We start from the raw sequence: 16,848 nt of genomic DNA on the forward strand, positions 1-16,848 counted from the left end.
GTGCGGCGAACAGTGCGGCCCGCTCGCCCAGCGTGGGACACATGGGCTCCGGCGTGCGTTTGACGAGGATAACGCTTCGTGCAACAACGGCTACACCGTGTTGCCGAAATTGCCGCTTCAGTCACATCTGTTACAGCTTGATGACACAATGTGATCGGCGATGTCGAGCGGGATCGCTAGGACTTTGTCCGATTTTGACCGGATGTCAGCGGGGGGCGAACGTAAGACGCCCGTTTCCCTGGGAGCGCGTCAACCAACCCATGAATTTTCGAGTGGGTCGGTCGATCAGAAGTTGTCAGCCGGACGGCCTGGTCAGCGCTGCCGGTTGCGGTGCAGTGCCACCGCGGCGGCGGTACCGCCGGCGGCCGCGCCGATCCCGACCGCGGCCGGGATGCCGATCCTGGCGGCCTTCCGCCCGGTGCGGAAGTCCCGCACCCGCCAGCCCTGTTCGCGGGCGTGCCGGCGCAACTCGGCGTCCGGGTTGATCACGTAGGGGTGCCCGACCAGCGACAGCATCGGGATGTCGTTGGCGGAGTCGCTGTAGGCCGCGCAGCGCGCCAGGTCCAGGCCCTCGCGCGCGGCCAGGGCCTTCACCGCCTCGGCCTTGGCCGGGCCGTGCAGGGTCTCGCCGACCAGCCGCCCGGTGTAGATCCCGCCCAGCGCCTCGGCGACGGTGCCCAGCGCCCCGGTCATCCCGAGCCTGGCCGCGATCACCCGGGCCGCCTCCTGCGGTGCGGCGGTGACCAGCCAGACCCGCTGGCCCGCCTCCAGGTGCATCCGCACCAGCGCGCGGGTGCCGGGCCAGATCTTCTCGGCGATGTACTCCTCGAAGATCTCCTCGCAGATCCGCTCCAGGTCGTCGACCCGGTGGCCCTGGACGATCGACAGCGCGCTCTCCTTGGCGTCCGCCATGTGCCCGGCGTTCTCGGCCCCGTGCAGCCGGAAGTAGGCCTGCTGCCAGGCGAAGCGCAGCAGCTCGCGGTGGCTGAAGAACTTCCGCTTGTAGAGGCCGCGGCCCAGGTAGAAGATGGCCGCGCCCTGGACGATGGTGTTGTCGCAGTCGAAGAAGGCGGCGCCGTGCGGGTCCTGGACCGGTGCCGGCTGCTCGGGCGTCCCGGCTGCCGCGGTCGGTCCGGCCGCGGCGTCGGCCGCCTCCGCGGCGGCGGTACCCGCCAGCACGGTGGAGGAACGCTTCTCCTGTGGGAGCCTTCGCAGCCTGGGCATATGGCGAGCATAGCCAGCGAACCGTTGCGGGCCGGTATCGACAGGAAGGCAGAATGGTGGGCGTGAGCCCTCTGCTGCGTCGCGAGCCCCGCAAGAGTCCCGCCGATCATCTGGTCACGCTGATCGGCAAACCCGACTGCCATCTCTGCGAGGAGGCACGGGCGGTGGTGCTCGGGCTCGCGGAGGAGCTTGGCTTCACCTGGGAGGAGCTGGACATCAACCAGGACGCCGAACTGCACCGGAAGTACTGGGAGCAGATTCCGGTGACCCTGATCGACGGCCGCCAGCACGACTTCTGGAAGGTGGACGAGACCCGGCTGCGCCGGGCGCTCGGCGGATAACCGCCCCGGGGCCCGCGGCCCGGCCGGTCGGCGGCTTGGGCGATCCGAGGTCGGTGTGCTTACCATCTACCGGTTTGCGCCGGGGGGCGGAGGACACCGCAGGGTGCGGTTCCCGGATCCCGAGGAGGTGGCCGCATGGTGTGCGTGATGCGCGTCACTCGGTGGGGACAAAACGGACACTATCTTTGTGCACACGTTCACAAACGCATAGCCTGTCGTTCGCAGCCAAGCTGCACCCAGCTTCTCCGCACGGCCACCGCTCGTCCACGGCTCGCCACAGGTGCCACTCCACCGTGTCGCAGCCGCGGGCGTACCGGGGGCCGTTCACCGGAGAATTGGAGTATCCACAGGAGCACCGTGGCAACTGGACGTCCCACCCCAGCCACTCCGTCCTCGGGAGACGCCCCCAGGCGCACTCGCGGACGGGGCATTCCCGATGCGACGGTCGCGCGGCTGCCGCTCTACCTGCGTGCCCTGACCGCGCTCTCGGAGCGCTCGGTGCCGACCGTCTCCTCCGAGGAGCTCGCCGCCGCCGCCGGGGTCAACTCGGCCAAGCTGCGCAAGGACTTCTCGTACCTCGGCTCCTACGGCACCCGCGGTGTCGGCTACGACGTCGAGTACCTCGTCTACCAGATCTCCCGCGAGCTGGGCCTGACCCAGGACTGGCCGGTCGTCATCGTCGGCATCGGGAACCTGGGCCACGCGCTGGCCAACTACGGCGGGTTCGCCTCCCGCGGCTTCCGGGTCGCGGCGCTGCTGGACGCCGATCCGGCGCTGGCCGGGCAGACCGCCGCCGGGCTGCCGGTGCGCCACATGGACGAGTTGGAGGAGATCATCCGGGCGGAGCACGTCTCCATCGGAGTGATCACCACCCCGCCCGGCGCGGCCCAGCAGGTCTGCGACCGGCTGGTCGCGGCCGGGGTCACCAGCATCCTCAACTTCGCCCCCACGGTGCTCTCGGTGCCGGACGGGGTCGATGTGCGCAAGGTCGATCTGTCGATAGAGCTTCAGATCCTGGCCTTCCACGAACAGCGAAAGTCCGGTGAGGACCACCTCACGGACGAGCCGCCCGCAGTAGTGTCACGTGCTGGGGCCGGTGCGTCCGGTGGGGCCAAGGCTGTTGCGGCCGCCGCCGCCCGTGCCGTCTCCCGCCGCGCTCGGGGGAAGGCGGCCCCGCCCGCCTCAGCCCCGTCCGCCGCCGCCCCGGCGACGGACCGCGGCGAGGACGGCGAGCTGCCGGCGGTGATGCCGGCGTGAACAGCGTGAACTCGAGTCGTGCCGGTGCAAGCTGTGCCTATTCGCGAGGGGAGGCAGTGGTATGAGCCTGCTGGTACTGGGCCTCAGCCATCGCACGGCGCCGGTCGGGCTGCTGGAGCGGGCCTCGCTCACCGGGGACGCCCCGCAGCGGCTGCTGCACGCCGCCGCCGCGGCCGTGCCGGTCGGTGAGGCGGCGCTGGTCGCCACCTGCAACCGGATCGAGCTGTACGCGGACGTGGACAAGTTCCACGCCGGCGTCGCCGACCTGTCCGTGCTGCTGGCCGAGCACAGCGGGGTCGACCTGGAGGAGCTCACCACGCACCTCTACGTCCACTACGAGGACCGCGCCGTGCACCATCTGTTCTCGGTGGCGTGCGGGCTGGACTCGATGGTGGTCGGCGAGGGGCAGATCCTCGGCCAGCTGCGCGACGCGCTGTCGCTGGCGCAGGACCAGCACACCGCCGGGCGCGGCCTCAACGAGCTGTTCCAGCAGGCACTGCGGGTGGGCAAGCGGGCACACAGCGAGACCGACATCGACAAGGCCGGCCAGTCCCTGGTCACCTTCGGCCTGGAGCGGATCGCCGAGGTGTCCGGACCGGTCGCGGGGCTGCGCGCGCTGGTGGTCGGTGCCGGGTCGATGAGCTCGCTGGCGGCGGCGACGCTGGCCCGCGCCGGTGTCACCGAACTGGTCATCGCCAATCGCACGCCCGAACGGGCCGAGCGGCTGGCCGCGACACTGGGTGCCCGTACTGTCGCCTTCGGTGACGTACCGGCCGCGATGGCCGAGGCGGACCTGGTGATCTCCTGTACCGGGGCGGCCGGAATCGTCCTCGGAGCCGAGGAGATCGCGGCCGCCGCCGCGAAGAGGTCGGCGCGGACGCCGTTGGCGCTGCTGGACCTGGCGCTGCCGCGGGACGTCTCCGCGGAGGCACACCGGATCGACGGGGTCCACCTGGTGGACCTGGAGACCCTGGCCGAGGCCGCGCAGAGCACCGCGGCCGGCGCGCTGGACGTGGACGCGGCCCGCCGCATCGTCGGCGCCGAGGTCGACGCCTTCGGCGCGGCCCAGCGCGCGGCGGCGATCACCCCGACCGTGGTGGCGCTCCGGGCGATGGCCTCCGAGGTGGTCGGCTCCGAGCTGGAGCGGCTGGACGGCCGGCTGCCCGAACTCGACGGCCGGGCCCGGGCCGAGATCGCCCAGACCGTCCGGCGGGTCGTGGACAAGCTGCTGCACTCGCCGACCGTGCGGGTCAAGCAGCTCGCCGGGGAACCCGGCGGAGCCTCCTACGCCGAGGCGCTGCGCGAGCTGTTCGACCTCGACCCGGCCGCGGTCCAGGCCGTCGCGGGCGCACCCGCCCGGGTGCCGCTGCAGGCGGCCGTGGGCGGTGACTCGGCATGACGGAGCGTCAGCAGCCGGGCGGCGCACGCCCGTCGGCCGCAGGTAAGAGTACGTCCGGAGTCCTGCCCAGCACGCTAGCAGTGACCCCGGAACGCCCCCTCGGCGGGGGTGCCGCCACCACCGTCGCCACCACCGCCGGAAACAACCGCAACGAGCACGACCGGGACGACCATGCCATGACTGTCCAACCCACTACCGCAACCGCCGCCCCGGCGGCCGACGGTCCGCCGCTGCGCCTCGGCACCCGCCGCAGCGCGCTGGCGACGGCCCAGTCGGGCATGGTCGCCGAGGCGGTCGCCCGCTCCACCGGGCGCCGGGTCGAGCTGGTGGAGATCACCACCCACGGTGACACCTCCCGCGAGCTGCTGGCGCAGATCGGCGGCACCGGCGTCTTCGTCTCGGCGCTGCGCGACGCGCTGCTCGCCGGCACCATCGACTTCGCGGTGCACTCGCTGAAGGACCTGCCCACCGCCGCCCCGGAGGGCCTGGCACTGGCCGCCGTGCCGCTGCGCGAGGACCCCAGGGACGCGCTGGTCGCCAGGGACGGGCTCAGCCTGGACGAGCTGGCCGCCAAGTGCGTCGACGCCCCCGCCAGGATCGGCACCGGCTCGCCGCGCCGGACCGCCCAGCTCAACGCCTGGGCGGCGGAGGTCGGCGCGCGGATCGAGACCGTGCCGATCCGCGGCAATGTCGACACCCGGATCGGCTACGTCCACTCCGGGGAGCTCGACGCCGTCGTCCTCGCCGCCGCCGGGCTGAACCGGCTCGGTCGGCTCGGCGAGGCCACCCAGATCCTCGACAGCACGCTGATGCTGCCGGCGCCCGGACAGGGGGCGCTGGCGATCGAGTGCCGCGCCGACCGTCCCGACCTGGTCGCCGCACTGGCCGTACTGGACCACGCGCCCACCCGGGCCGCCGTCGCGGCCGAGCGCGCGCTGCTGGCCGCGCTGGAAGCGGGCTGCTCCGCCCCGGTCGGGGCCCTCGCCGAGGTGCAGCGTGGCACCGCCGGTGCGGCCGGAGCCGAATCCGCCGACGAACTGCTCCTCCGGGCGCTCGTCGGCACAGTTGACGGTACGTCCGTCGTGCAGTTGTCCGTTACCGGCGCCTTCGGGTCCGCGGTGGCGTCCGAGCAGACAGCGGCGGCCCTGGGCCGCGAGCTGGCGGCACGGATGCTCGCCGGGGGCGCGGCCGGCCTGATGGGGGAGCGAGCCCTGTGAGCCCCACTCCGAATGCAGCAGACCAGGCGGGTCGGCGCCCGGCCGGCCAGATCACCTTCCTCGGCGCGGGCCCCGGCGACCCGGGCCTGCTGACGCTGCGCGCCGTCGAGGTGCTGGCGGCGGCCGACGTCCTGGTCACCGACCCGCTCACGGCCGCGACCGTACGGAGCCACTGCCCGGACGGGGTGGAGCTGCACGACGCCCACCCGTCGGCGGACGGCTTCGACGTCCCCGAGGGGGGCCCGCTGGCGCGGCTCTTCCCGGCGGTGCTGTCCGGCAGGCACGTGGTGCGCACCGTGGACGGCGACCCCGGCCTGGACGGCCGGGCCGCCGAGGAGATGCTGGCCTGCGCGCAGGCGGGCATCCCGTTCCAGGTGGTGCCCGGAGTGGCCCAGTCGGTGGGCGTTCCGGCCTACGCGGGTGTGCCGCTGCGCGGCGGCGCGGCGGGCGGCGGCGCGGACGTCCGCTTCGTGGACGCCTCGCACTGCGTGCCCGAGGCCTACGACTGGTCCAACCTCGGCGGCTGCGACGCGACCTTGGTCGTTCGCACCCGGCTGAACGCGCTGCCCGGCTCGGCCACCGCGCTGGTCGCCTCCGGCCGCAAGCCGGACACCCCGGTCTCGGTGACCCTGGAGGGCACCACCACCCGGCAGCGCACCTACATCGCCACGCTGGCCACGGTGGCCGCCGAGTTGAAGGCGGCCCGGGTGCTGCCCTCGCCGGTCTCGGCGCCGGTGGACCCGGTCAGCAGCGTCATAGCCGTCGTCGGTGAGCAGGTGAACAGCCGGGCCACGCTGTCCTGGTTCGAGACCAAGCCGCTGTTCGGCTGGAACGTGCTGGTCCCGCGCACCAAGGACCAGGCCGGAGCGCTGTCCGAGCAGTTGCGCTCGTACGGCGCGGTGCCGTCGGAGGTGCCGACCATCGCGGTCGAGCCGCCGCGCACCCCGCAGCAGATGGAGCGGGCCATCAAGGGCCTGGTGACCGGGCGTTACGAGTGGATCGCCTTCACCTCGGTGAACGCGGTCAAGGCGGTCCGGGAGAAGTTCGAGGAGTACGGGCTCGACGCCCGCGCCTTCGCCGGGATCAAGGTCGCCGCGGTCGGCGAGACCACCTCGCAGGCCCTGGTGGACTTCGGCGTCAAGCCGGACCTGGTGCCCAGCGGGGAGCAGTCCGCGGCCGGACTGCTGGAGGACTGGCCGGTCTACGACCCGGTGTTCGACCCGATCGACCGGGTGCTGCTGCCGCGGGCCGACATCGCCACCGAGACCCTGGTCGCCGGACTGGTCGAACTGGGCTGGGAGGTCGACGACGTGACGGCCTATCGGACGGTGCGGGCCTCGCCGCCGCCGGCCGAGACCCGGGAGGCGATCAAGGGCGGCGGGTTCGACGCGGTGATCTTCACCTCGTCGTCGACGGTGCGGAACCTGGTCGGCATCGCGGGCAAGCCGCACAACGTGACCGTGATCGCCTGTATCGGTCCGGCCACGGCCAAGACCGCGGAGGAGCACGGGCTCCGGGTGGACGTGCTGGCGCCGGCCCCGTCGGTCGCAGCACTCGCCGAAGCCCTGGCGGACTTCGGCGCGGCCCGCCGCGACGCGGCGATGCAGGCGGGGGAGCAGGTCTACCGCCCCTCCGAAAGGCGACCCGGCTCCCGCCGGAAGGCGCGCTAGCGTTGTTTTTGTCTTGAGGGGCGCGGGGAACTGCGCTGCCAACCATGCACCTTCGTAGTGGGTTGGCAGCGCAGTTCCCCGCGCCCCTGGGTGGTTGCAGCTACTTCTAGGAGTGTGTGATGGGCGTTCAGATTCCGGTGGTCAGGCCGCGGCGACTGCGGACGACCCCCGCCGTTCGGCGGCTGGTCGCTGAGACGCGGCTGCACCCCGCGGAGCTGATCCTGCCGTTGTTCGTCCGGGAGGGCGTCACCGCGCCGGTGCCGATCAATGCGATGCCCGGTGTGGTGCAGCACACCAGGGACACCCTGCGGAAGGCCGCCGTGGAGGCGGCCGAGGCCGGTGTCGGCGGGCTGATGCTGTTCGGTGTGCCGGCGGTGCAGGACGCGGTCGGGTCCGAGGGCACCAACCCGGACGGGATCCTGCAGCAGGCCATCAGGGACGTCGTCGCCGAGGTCGGCGACCAGGTCGTGATCATGTCCGACCTGTGCCTGGACGAGTACACCGACCACGGCCACTGCGGGGTGCTCGCCGCGGACGGTTCGGTGGACAACGACGCGACGCTGGAGCGCTACGCCGAGATGGCCGTGGTGCAGGCCGACGCGGGCGTCCACATGGTCGGCCCGTCCGGGATGATGGACGGTCAGATCGCGGTCGTGCGTGAGGCGTTGGACGGGTCTGGGCACCAGGACGTGTCCGTGCTGGCCTACACCGCCAAGTACGCCTCGGCCTTCTACGGCCCGTTCCGGGAGGCCGTCGGGTCCTCGTTGAAGGGGGACCGCAAGAGCTACCAGCAGGACCCGGCCAATGCCCGCGAGTCGCTGCGCGAGCTGGAGCTGGACCTGGCCGAGGGCGCCGACCTGGTGATGGTCAAGCCGGCCATGTCGTACCTGGACGTGCTGTGGCAGGTCGCCGAGGTGAGCCCGGTGCCGGTGGCCGCCTACCAGGTCTCCGGCGAGTACTCGATGGTCGAGGCCGCGGCCGCCAACGGCTGGATCGACCGGGAGCGGGCGATCATGGAGACGCTGACCTCGATCCGCCGGGCCGGGGCCAACCAGGTGCTCACCTACTGGGCCGTCGAGGCGGCCCGGATGCTGCGCGACTGAGCGAATCGGCGCCGGGGAACAGCAGTCGGCCGGGGCGGCGATGGATTCGCCTGCCCCGGCCGACTCGGACCCCTACGCCTGGCTTCTGGAAGCCGGCCTCAGCCGATCAGGTGCGAGAGCGGGGCGTCGCCGTCGCTCTGGGTGGCCTGGCCGACGTTGCAGATCTGGTGCTGCTGCTGGTTCAGGACCGGCACGTCGACCTGGACCGGGATGAGACCGGCCTGGACGTGGTGGACCTCGGGCAGGCAGATGTTCGGGTTGTCCAGGGTGTGGAACGCCGGGCTGTGGCTGCCCCAGGTGCCGGTGACGTCGGTGCCGCCCGCGCCCTGCATGGCGGTGGCGGAGCCGTCGCTGTTGCCCAGAGCCGCGGCCGGGGACATCGCCATGGCGGTTGCGGAGAGAACGAGACCTGCGGTCGCGAGCGTCTTCTTCAGCACGGTGTTGCTCCTTCGGGTGGGAGAGGGTTGGGGGCGGGGCTGGTCAGCCGATGAGGTGGGAGAGCGGGGCGTCGCCGTCGCTCTGGGCCGCCTGGCCGACGTTGCAGGTCTGGTGGCCCTGCTGGTTCAGGACCGGCACGTCGGCCTGGACCGGGATGAGGCCGACCTGGACGTGGTGGATCTCCGGCAGGCAGATGTTCGGGTTGTCCAGGAAGTGGAAGTTGGGGCTGTGGTCGCCCCAGGTGCCGGTGACGTTGGTGCCGCCGGGGCCCTGCATGGCGGTGGCGGCGCCGTCCGAGTCACCGATGGCGGCGGCGGAGCCGGTGGCCATCGCCAGGGCGGCCACGGCGAAGCCGGCGGTGCCGAGGGTCTTCTTGAGCATGGTGGTTCTCCTGTCGAAGAGTGGTGCCTGAAGGTCGGTCAGCCGATGAGGTGCGACGCGGGACCGTCGCCGACGCTCTGGGTGCCCTGGCCGACGTTGCAGGTCTGGTGCGACTGCTGGTTGGCGACCGGGACGTCGACCTGGACCGGGATGAGGCCGACCTGGACGTGGTGGACCTCGGGCAGGCAGATGTTCGGGTTGTCCAGGAAGTGGAAGTTGGGGCTGTGGTCGCCCCAGGTGCCGGTGACGTTGGTGCCGCCGGCGCCCTGCATGGCGGTGGCGGTGCCGTCGGCGTCGCCGATGGCGGAGGCGGGGCCGGCGGTCGCGGCGATGGCGGCGGCGGCGATACCCGCGGCGGCGAGGGCCTTCTTCAGCATGAGCGATTCCTTCGGTCGGTGAGTCTGAGTACGAACAGGAGCGAGCGCGGTCAACCTGATGCGAACGTGATTCAGTCGCATGGATGGTGCGCGAGGAACAAGAGCGAAATCCAACCCGGAGCCGGGGTTCGGACCGCTGAACCGGCACTGGCCGACACTGCGCATGCCCCGCTGAGCACGGGCTCACCAGGGGTAACGACCCTGTCGCCGAGTGGTTACCTTCTCCGTCGACCGATTGCCGGATTCACCCGTTCCGCTCATTCCGCGGAGGTTTCGCTGCGGCATACAGGTGACACCCGGCAGTGTCTTGTTTCCTCGCTCGTTGGGTCAGGGTGCGGAACGGTCCGGGAGTAAAGGAAGCGAGAAAAGAATGAAATTCAGCCCACGCGTGTCGGTGGTCGCCCTGCTGGCGTGTGCCGGGGTGGCCGGAGGCGCACAGGTCGCCTCGGCAGCCTCCATGACGCCGGATCAGGCCGGGGCGGCGGAGGCGGCGGCAGCAGGAACCCGGGTCCCCTTCGATGTTCCGCTCGGGTCGGGTCTGACCCCGCTGACGGGTGCCGCGTCGACCACCGCGGTCCAGGGCTCGCTGCCCGGCCTGCCGCTCCAGGGTCCGGCCCAGGGCGCCCCGCGGGACGAGCACTCGCTGCTGCCGCAGCCGCTGGTGCCCGCGCTGCAGGCCGCCGACGAGAGCCCGGACCTGCACCTGACCGCACCGGCCGCGGCCGGCAACGGATCCGTCAAGCCGAACGGCATCGATCTGGCGCTGCCCAAGGCACCGGTCAAGGCGGTCGGTTCGGCGGCCTCGCTGGGCGCGCCGCTGACCTGGTCCGGCAACGTGCCGCGGCCCGGGACGGTGCCGGCCGGCGCTCCCGAGCAGGAGCAGATCGACCTGACCAGGCTGCAGCCGCAGTTGACCAGCCCTCAGCTGGCGAGCGACCCGGCGGCGTTCCTCACCCTGGACCAGCGGTCCACCCACCGCCCGCTGGACCGCACCGTCGCCGACTTCCTCAGCACCGCGAAGGCGACCGCGCAGGAACTCTCCGACTGAGTCGGCGCTCGGCAGCGAACAGGGGCCCGAGATCCCGCCCAGGGATCTCGGGCCCCTCGCGTTGGTCCGGCGCGTTGGTCCGGCGCGTCCGTCCGCGCGTCCGTCCCGGTCAGCCCGGGAGCAGGTGTGCGGCCGTTCCCACCACGGGCAGCGAGCCGAGGCCGCCGCCCTGGCTGAGCGGCTGGGTGAGCAGGGTGGTGGAGACCGGCTGGTCCTTGGGGCCGTCGGGCTCCAGCGCGACCGCGTTGGACAGCGGGTCGGCCGAGGACGCCGCCATCGGGTCCAGGCGCAGGTCCTTGACCGGGGTGACGGCGTGGCCGGTGGCCCCGGTGAGGCCGCCCAGCGCGGGGACGACCTGGGGCTCCTGGAGGGCCATCGTGGGGGCGGTGGTGCCCCTGTCGGCCGCCGAGCAGATCGTGGGCTGGACCGCCATGGCGCCGAGGACCAGGGTGGTCCCGGTCGCCAGGGCGAGGATCCGTGCTACTGCCATGGGAAAGGCTCCGATTCCGTGGGTCCGGTTCCGTGCGGCGCAGGCAGCGGTGCCCCCCCGAGGCGTTCCGCTCGAGGGGGCACGGTCAGCTGCCGGGAGAAGGTCTCAGCAGTTGTCGGGCGCGTTGACGCAGGTGTTGCCGAACGCCGGGTTCAGCAGGCCGATCACGTTGACGGTGTCGCCGCAGACGTTGACCGGGATGTGCACCGGGACCTGGACCAGGTTGCCGGACAGCACGCCCGGGGAGTGGCTGGCGACACCGGTGGCGGTGGCGTCGGCGGAGGCGGCGGAGGCGCCGGCGAGAACGGTGCCGAAAGCGGCGACCGTGAGCACGGCGGCCTTCTTGATGTTCTGCATGTTCTTCTTCCTGAAGTGAGGTGGAAGCCGGAAGCGGGTCAGCTGTTGACGCAGGTGTTGCCGAACGCCGGGTTCAGCAGGCCGATCAGGTTGGCGCTGACGCCGCAGACGTTGACCGGGACGTGCACCGGAACCTGGATCAGGTTGCCGGACAGGAAGCCGGGGGAGTTGGAGGCCGTTCCCATGGCTCCGGCGTCGGCGGCCGCAACACCGGCGCCGGACAGGGCCAGACCGACGGCGGCGGCGGAGAGGGCCACGGTCTTCATCACGTTGCGCATCGAGAATCCTTTGTGTTCTGCCGTCCTCTGCGGATCGGACAACGGGCGAACGAGTCCGGAAGCCCTGTGGATGCGCGTAGTGCGGGACAACCACTCTTGTAGCGGAAAGGGCCCTTCGGGTGGCGGCGCGGCGGCGACTGCTTCTTCCGGGTGAATTCCGCGACCGCGCCGAAACTGTTGTGCGCGCCCGGCCGTTCCGCCGTGTGTTCCGTGTTCTGTACGGCCCGGCCGATGCAGACTGATAAATGGAGTAGTAATGAAGAATGCTGTCAAGGGTGCCCTGGTCACCGTCGCTGCCGCCGGTGTCATCACGGGTGGCGCCGGTGCCGCTTTCGCCAGCTCGCACTCGGCCGGTGACGCTGACTGCTCTCCGGGTGTCGGCTCCGGCAACAACGTTCAGGTTCCGGTCCACGTCCCGGTCAACGTCTCGGGCATCAGCGCCAATGTGATCGGCCTGCTCAACCCGGCCTTCGGCAACGGGGCGACCAACGCGGGCTGACGCCGGCACAGCTCTTTGCACGGGCGGCCGTCCACTCCCGGAGTGGACGGCCGCTTCCTGGTGGTCCTGGTGGTCAGCCCACGAGGTCGTTGACGTCCGCGACCGCGGTCTTGCCGGCGTTCACCGTTCCCTGGACATCGTCGATCTTCTGCCCGAGCCCTTGCCCGACGGCGCCGAAGGCGAGCGGCATGGCCCTCAGTACGGCGGCTCCGGCGGCCTTTCCGGCGAGTCCGGTCACTGCGGCCGGCGCGGACGACTCCATGGCCTGGGCGGCGGGGGCCGCGGCCGCCACGATCGACGCGGCAGCGGCGGTGATGAGGAGAATTCTGTTCTTGGTCATGCTCTGCTTAACGCACGAAGACCCCGCCGGTCACCGGGAATTGCGCCGAAATCAACGGTGGTTCACTGCCGCCCGTGAGCGGCCCGGGGCGATAGAGTGTCAGCGAATTCCGGTGGAGTGGCCGAGAGGTTAGGCTGCGGCACGCAACGCCGTACAGACAGGTTCGAATCCTGTCTCCACCTCCGTGGACGAGGAACGGGCCCGCCGCGAGAACGCGGCGGGCCCGTTCGGGGACTGCTAGTTGCAGTCGTCCTTCTCGTGCTTCCAGATGACGGGGTGGCCCCAGTGGGTGGCGTGCCACTCGTTCGCCGTGCTGCCCTCGTCGCCGCCGTTGCTGCAGCTGTTCCCGAACGCCGGGTTGAGCAGGCCGATGACATTGATCGAGTTGCCGCAGACGTTGATCGGAATATCGACCGGAATCTGGACGACATTGCCGGACAGGACGCCCGGGGAGTTGTAGGCGGCACCATAGGCGTTGCTGTCGGCACTGGCCACACCGGTGGCTCCGAACAGCAGGGCGCCGGTGGCGCCGACGAGCAGTGCGGCCTTGCGAATCGAACCCATGCGGATCTCCTTCAGAGTGACGGAACATCCGTGGTGGATTCTCTTCAGCGCCCACCCCGGATGTTCTCCTACAGGTGATACTTCGGCGCGGTCCGCTCGACCGGCGGGTGCGACACGGCGCATTCACACGTCTGGGCCAATGGCGCGGGAACGGCGAGAGACGGGCTCTCCACCCGGGAGGGCCCGTCTCTCGCCCGCGCCCGGCCGGGTGGGATCCGTGAGGGCAGGGACCTCAGATCACCCGGCGCTGCGGCAGGTTCGACCGATGCTCAGATCAGCCGATGTTGTGGCAGGTGTTGCCGAAGGCCGGGTTCAGCGCGCCGATCACGTCGACGGTGTCGCCGCAGACGTTCACCGGCACGTGCACCGGCACGGCGATGTTGTTGCCCGAGAGCACGCCGGGGGAGTTGGTCGCAGCGCCGGCGGCGGTGCTGCTGGCCGAGGCGGCACCGGCACCAGCGGCGATCATGCTGACTGCGGCGGCGGCGACGAACATGCTGCGCTTGGTGTTCATGGACGTGAGTCCTTTCTGGTAAATGCTCGAAGTGAGCGTGGCTGACACGAAGTCCTTGAGAGAACGTCAGTCGGTCCAACGCCTCAGCCCGCCGGACCGCAACGGTCAGATCGGCCCTTCACCCGAACGCGTGCCATTTTCAGGGCCGGATGACCGAAGCGGGACGCTCCGGGTGGCCTGTTCCGGTACCAACCGTTTCCTGTTCTTTCCAGGGTCGTTGAACACAACAGGTGACGGTGGGTGCTCCATGGCGCTGGGACTGTGCTATCGGCGGCGATTCCTCCTCGCTACCGGTACGGCAGTTCCGGCCCTGGGCAGGAAGGCTGTTCGGCACCGGAATGCCCGGAGCCTCGTCCCGCGCGGACCGGTCGGCTGGTGACGCCGCCCGGTCCGAGCCCGGCCGATTATCGGAATGCAGCCGAGCAATTCAGGAGCAGGGAAGAACCATGAGCAAATCCCAGAAGGGGCGCAGGCACCGCACGGTCAACCGCAGGCCGCGTCCGGTCGGTGCCGCCTCCGGCCCGGTGCGGGTGCAGCGGGCCGACAGCGCGGCGGCGACGGCGCCCGTCGTGGAGGAAGGCGTCGGACCGCTGTTCCAGACCGCCGTCCGGGACGGCGGCCTCGGGCTGCCGGCGGCCCGCACCTGGCGGCATCTGCTGGAGTCGGACCGCGGCGGTGCCACCGTCGAGGAGATCAGCGCGACCGTCGGCTACCAGCCGCAGACCATCGGCAGGCACGTCAACGGCCTGCTGAAGTACGGAATGGTCCGGGAGAGCGGGGGCCGCTGGTTCCCGACCGGCAAGAGCCAGTGGAACGCCGCCGAGGAGCACGGTCTGGTCGCCCCCGCGCCCGCCGGGGCCCGCTGAGGGCGGTCCGGGACGGGGGACCATACTGGCGGGATGCGATACCCACGGAGATCCCCCCGCAGCCTTCTGCCCGCCGCCGGCGCGCTGGCCGCCGTGCTGTCGGCGGGCCTGCTGGCCGGCTGCTCGGCCGACGGGTCGGACGGGGTCCAGCGGGCGGCGCCGGGGTCGGCGCAGACCACCCTGAGCAGCGGTCCGGACGGGGTGTCGTACAGCGTCGAGGCGCGCAACGTGGACCTGGCGCTGACCGGGGCCACGGTCCGGCTGGACCCGGCGTCGGGGAAGGCGAGCCTGCAGTTCACCGTGGCCAACAAGGGGCCGGTCACCGAGCACCTCGGGCTGGTGACCGTGGAGGGCGGCCAGGCGCAGCTGAACGGGGGGCCGGCCGCCGAGGGGCTGCTGTCCACGGCCGGGATCCGGCTGGACTCCGGGAGCAGCACCGCCTTCGGGGCCCCCACCGATGTGAAGGACCCCTCGATCGTGCTGCCGTCGAGCGCCGTGCCGGCGGTCAGGGCGGCGGAGCAGAAGGCCGGGGGCACCGTGCCGGTGATGCTGATGTTCGGCATCGCCGGCACGGTGAACCTCGACGTTCCGGTGCGGACCACCGCTACGGGCTGACCGCTACGGGCTGACTGCTGTCAGCTGACCGACAGGTCGTCCGCGTAGACGTTGCCCTGGGCGTACCAGCCGTGGACGTACACGGTGACGGTGCCGCTGGCGCCGGTGGTGAACGGCACCGTCAGCTTGGTCCAGCCGGTGCCGCTGGCCCAGGTGCTGGCGGTGGCGCCGCCGCTGACGCCCAGGTAGGCGTAGCTGCCCTGGACCCAACCGCTCAGCGTGTAGCTGTGGTTGGCGGCGAGGGTCAGCGTCTGGCCGCACTGGCCGGTCTGCGAGGAGGTCGGCACGACCTGCAGCGCGTGGCTGCCGGCGTGGACCGGGGAGCCGACCACGGCGCCGCCGGCCTGGCAGGTCCACGGGCTGAGGCTGCCGGTCTCGAAGTTCCCGTTCACCAGGGAGCCGGAGCCCCCGCCGCCCCCGCCGGTGCCGGTGACCGTGAGCGAGTAGGTCGCGGTGTGGCTGCCGGAGGCCGCGCTGCCGGTGACCGTGATCGGGTAGGTGCCCGCGGGCGCGGTCGCCGAGGCGGTCAGGGTGAGCGTGGCCGAGCCGCCGGCGGTGACCGAGGTCGGGCTGACGCTGGCGGTGACCCCGCTCGGTGCCCCGCTGGTGCTGAGGCTGACCGACTGCGCGCTGCCTGAGGTGACGGCGGTGCTCACCGTCGCCGTGGTGGAGGCCCCTTCGGCGACCGTGCCGGAGCCGGGGGCGACGCCGACCGAGAAGTCATTGGTCGGGACGGTGCTGCCGCCGCTGGTGAAGGGCTCCAGCGCATGGCTGAAGTCCCAGGTGCCCTGGGAGATCCCGGAGCAGGAGTCGGAGCCGCCGGTGCCGACGCAGCCGCCGTTGTCCCGCTGCAGCGCCCAGAAGGACAGGCTGGCCAGCCCCTTGCCGGCGGCCCAGCTCTCCACCGCCTTGGCGTCGGCGACCGTGGTGGTCTCGGCCGCTCCGTAGTCGTCGATGCCGGGCATCAGGGTGATCCCGATCATGCCCCAGAGCTGCGCCGAGGTCTTGCTCGGGTAGAGCGAGGCGAGCTGGTTGTACAGCCCGGTGGCGGCGCTCTCGGCGTCGTTGCCCATCTCGTGGGTGGCGCCGTCGTAGTAGTCGAAGGTCATGATGTTGGCGACGTCCACGCGGGCGTTGTTCTGCACCGCGTTCTGGAGCACGGCGAGGCCGCTGGCGGCCAGTCCGCTGGTGGTGGTCGGCAGCGTGTAGGAGAACTGCACGGTCCGGCCGTTGCTCGCGGCCCAGGCGTTGACCAGGGCGATCGCCTTGTTGCGGCGGTCGATCCCGGCGGTGTTGGTGAGCGAGTTGTCCTCGGTGTCGAGGTCGATCCGGGTGACGTTGTAGGTGGTGATGACGCTCTCGTAGGCCGCGGCGATGGCGTTGACGTCGGTGCAGCTGTCGGCGATCTCGGTCCCGGTGTCGTCGGCGGTGTAGCCGCCGAACGAGGGGATCACATTGCCGCCCTTGGCCTGGATGGCGCTGATGTCGCTGCCGAAGTTGGCGGCCGCGATGGGCGTGCTGCTGACCCCGTTCCAGTCCGGGGTGCAGGAGCCCTTGCTGGCGGTCTGGATGAAGGCCATGGAGAGGTAGTTGGCGCCGGACTGGCTGGACAGCGAGGTGAGACTGTCGCCGTTGTACGCCTCGAAGTAGGGCGCGAACACATGCGCCGGGAGTGGGGTCCCGGTCGCCGCGTGCGCGGTGCCGGCTCCCCCGGCCAGGGCGCCGGTCGCCGCGGCGGCGACCGCGACCAGGCCGGTGAGCAGGGAGCGGAGCGGGCTGGACGGTGATGTCGTGCGTCTCATGCGGGCTCTCCTGTGGGGGTGTGACTGGTGGAGACCTCTGGCTGGACACTGACATCTTTGGACTAGAC

At 71.5% G+C, this 16,848-nt stretch carries 21 protein-coding genes and 1 tRNA gene; 11 read left to right on the forward strand and 11 right to left on the reverse strand.

What is annotated here, in order from left to right:
• Positions 1–312 precede the first annotated feature (312 nt).
• Positions 313–1,224: an HAD family hydrolase gene (locus ABUW04_RS06270; RefSeq protein WP_030261046.1), complete on the reverse strand. Its 912-nt coding sequence runs from the start codon at positions 1,222–1,224 to the stop codon at positions 313–315.
• 53 nt (positions 1,225–1,277) lie between these two features.
• On the opposite strand from ABUW04_RS06270, the gene ABUW04_RS06275 reads away from it, so the two are divergent.
• The 6 genes from ABUW04_RS06275 to hemB all read left to right on the forward strand — a co-directional run bounded on the left by ABUW04_RS06275 (position 1,278) and on the right by hemB (position 8,211).
• Positions 1,278–1,565 carry a glutaredoxin family protein gene (locus tag ABUW04_RS06275; protein ID WP_030261049.1) on the forward strand — a complete coding sequence of 96 codons (288 nt, stop codon included), beginning with the start codon at positions 1,278–1,280 and terminating at the stop codon, positions 1,563–1,565.
• A gap of 357 nt (positions 1,566–1,922) precedes the next feature.
• The gene (locus ABUW04_RS06280) at positions 1,923–2,822 is read left to right on the forward strand and encodes a redox-sensing transcriptional repressor Rex (protein WP_030261052.1); all 900 of its coding nucleotides are present in this window, start codon (positions 1,923–1,925) and stop codon (positions 2,820–2,822) included.
• 61 nt (positions 2,823–2,883) lie between these two features.
• Positions 2,884–4,221 (forward strand): glutamyl-tRNA reductase, encoded by a 1,338-nt coding sequence (locus tag ABUW04_RS06285; RefSeq protein ID WP_380563504.1) that lies wholly within the window; start codon positions 2,884–2,886, stop codon positions 4,219–4,221.
• Positions 4,222–4,397: 176 nt separating this feature from the next.
• Positions 4,398–5,438: a hydroxymethylbilane synthase gene (gene hemC / locus ABUW04_RS06290; RefSeq protein ID WP_380563903.1), complete on the forward strand. Its 1,041-nt coding sequence runs from the start codon at positions 4,398–4,400 to the stop codon at positions 5,436–5,438.
• Positions 5,435–7,108, forward strand: a complete 1,674-nt coding sequence (locus tag ABUW04_RS06295) for a bifunctional uroporphyrinogen-III C-methyltransferase/uroporphyrinogen-III synthase (protein WP_030261057.1) — start codon at positions 5,435–5,437, stop codon at positions 7,106–7,108. The genes hemC and ABUW04_RS06295 overlap by 4 nt, the downstream gene beginning before the upstream one ends.
• Positions 7,109–7,227: 119 nt before the next feature.
• Positions 7,228–8,211, forward strand: a complete 984-nt coding sequence (gene hemB, locus ABUW04_RS06300) for a porphobilinogen synthase (RefSeq protein WP_380563505.1) — start codon at positions 7,228–7,230, stop codon at positions 8,209–8,211.
• Between the two features lie 98 nt (positions 8,212–8,309).
• On the opposite strand, the gene ABUW04_RS06305 is transcribed toward hemB, so the two are convergent.
• Genes ABUW04_RS06305 through ABUW04_RS06315 form a run of 3 tightly spaced genes read right to left on the reverse strand, consistent with a single transcriptional unit; the run spans position 8,310 to position 9,407 of the window.
• Positions 8,310–8,648 carry a hypothetical protein gene (locus ABUW04_RS06305; RefSeq protein ID WP_030261062.1) on the reverse strand — a complete coding sequence of 113 codons (339 nt, stop codon included), beginning with the start codon at positions 8,646–8,648 and terminating at the stop codon, positions 8,310–8,312.
• A 43-nt stretch (positions 8,649–8,691) separates the two neighbouring features.
• Positions 8,692–9,030 (reverse strand): hypothetical protein, encoded by a 339-nt coding sequence (locus ABUW04_RS06310; protein WP_030261064.1) that lies wholly within the window; start codon positions 9,028–9,030, stop codon positions 8,692–8,694.
• Positions 9,031–9,068: 38 nt separating this feature from the next.
• Entirely contained in the window at positions 9,069–9,407 is a 339-nt protein-coding gene (locus tag ABUW04_RS06315; protein WP_051726162.1) for a hypothetical protein, read from the reverse strand.
• Between the two features lie 370 nt (positions 9,408–9,777).
• Here ABUW04_RS06315 and ABUW04_RS06320 point away from each other — a divergent pair, with 370 nt between their 5' ends.
• Positions 9,778–10,455 (forward strand): hypothetical protein, encoded by a 678-nt coding sequence (locus ABUW04_RS06320; protein ID WP_380563506.1) that lies wholly within the window; start codon positions 9,778–9,780, stop codon positions 10,453–10,455.
• Between the two features lie 109 nt (positions 10,456–10,564).
• Here the strand turns inward: ABUW04_RS06320 and ABUW04_RS06325 are convergent, their stop codons facing one another.
• From ABUW04_RS06325 to ABUW04_RS06335, 3 genes are all read right to left on the reverse strand, one after another.
• Positions 10,565–10,945: a hypothetical protein gene (locus tag ABUW04_RS06325; RefSeq protein ID WP_051726163.1), complete on the reverse strand. Its 381-nt coding sequence runs from the start codon at positions 10,943–10,945 to the stop codon at positions 10,565–10,567.
• A 105-nt stretch (positions 10,946–11,050) separates the two neighbouring features.
• Positions 11,051–11,302: a chaplin gene (locus ABUW04_RS06330; protein ID WP_030261074.1), complete on the reverse strand. Its 252-nt coding sequence runs from the start codon at positions 11,300–11,302 to the stop codon at positions 11,051–11,053.
• A 38-nt stretch (positions 11,303–11,340) separates the two neighbouring features.
• The gene (locus ABUW04_RS06335; protein ID WP_030261075.1) at positions 11,341–11,580 is read right to left on the reverse strand and encodes a chaplin; all 240 of its coding nucleotides are present in this window, start codon (positions 11,578–11,580) and stop codon (positions 11,341–11,343) included.
• 256 nt (positions 11,581–11,836) lie between these two features.
• On the opposite strand from ABUW04_RS06335, the gene ABUW04_RS06340 reads away from it, so the two are divergent.
• A complete protein-coding gene (locus tag ABUW04_RS06340) occupies positions 11,837–12,079 on the forward strand; it encodes a chaplin (protein WP_030261077.1) in 243 nt (80 codons plus the stop codon).
• Between the two features lie 73 nt (positions 12,080–12,152).
• Here ABUW04_RS06340 and ABUW04_RS06345 read toward each other — a convergent pair whose 3' ends face one another.
• The gene (locus tag ABUW04_RS06345; RefSeq protein ID WP_030261079.1) at positions 12,153–12,419 is read right to left on the reverse strand and encodes a hypothetical protein; all 267 of its coding nucleotides are present in this window, start codon (positions 12,417–12,419) and stop codon (positions 12,153–12,155) included.
• Positions 12,420–12,530: 111 nt separating this feature from the next.
• Between ABUW04_RS06345 and ABUW04_RS06350 the strand changes: the two genes are divergently transcribed.
• Positions 12,531–12,601, forward strand: a tRNA-Cys gene (locus ABUW04_RS06350).
• A gap of 55 nt (positions 12,602–12,656) precedes the next feature.
• Here the strand turns inward: ABUW04_RS06350 and ABUW04_RS06355 are convergent.
• Positions 12,657–12,983 (reverse strand): chaplin, encoded by a 327-nt coding sequence (locus ABUW04_RS06355; protein ID WP_051726164.1) that lies wholly within the window; start codon positions 12,981–12,983, stop codon positions 12,657–12,659.
• A 274-nt stretch (positions 12,984–13,257) separates the two neighbouring features.
• Positions 13,258–13,497 carry a chaplin gene (locus tag ABUW04_RS06360; RefSeq protein WP_030261084.1) on the reverse strand — a complete coding sequence of 80 codons (240 nt, stop codon included), beginning with the start codon at positions 13,495–13,497 and terminating at the stop codon, positions 13,258–13,260.
• A gap of 446 nt (positions 13,498–13,943) precedes the next feature.
• Between ABUW04_RS06360 and ABUW04_RS06365 the strand changes: the two genes are divergently transcribed.
• Together ABUW04_RS06365 and ABUW04_RS06370 are read left to right on the forward strand one after the other, a co-directional pair.
• Positions 13,944–14,363 carry a hypothetical protein gene (locus ABUW04_RS06365; protein ID WP_380563507.1) on the forward strand — a complete coding sequence of 140 codons (420 nt, stop codon included), beginning with the start codon at positions 13,944–13,946 and terminating at the stop codon, positions 14,361–14,363.
• A gap of 33 nt (positions 14,364–14,396) precedes the next feature.
• Positions 14,397–14,978, forward strand: a complete 582-nt coding sequence (locus tag ABUW04_RS06370; RefSeq protein WP_380563508.1) for a hypothetical protein — start codon at positions 14,397–14,399, stop codon at positions 14,976–14,978.
• A gap of 20 nt (positions 14,979–14,998) precedes the next feature.
• On the opposite strand, the gene ABUW04_RS06375 is transcribed toward ABUW04_RS06370, so the two are convergent.
• Entirely contained in the window at positions 14,999–16,780 is a 1,782-nt protein-coding gene (locus ABUW04_RS06375) for a carbohydrate binding domain-containing protein (RefSeq protein WP_380563509.1), read from the reverse strand.
• Between the last annotated feature and the right edge of the window lie 68 nt (positions 16,781–16,848).

It is taken from the genome of Streptacidiphilus jeojiensis (genome assembly GCF_042510965.1).
Taxonomy (GTDB): Bacteria; Actinomycetota; Actinomycetes; order Streptomycetales; family Streptomycetaceae; genus Streptacidiphilus; species Streptacidiphilus jeojiensis.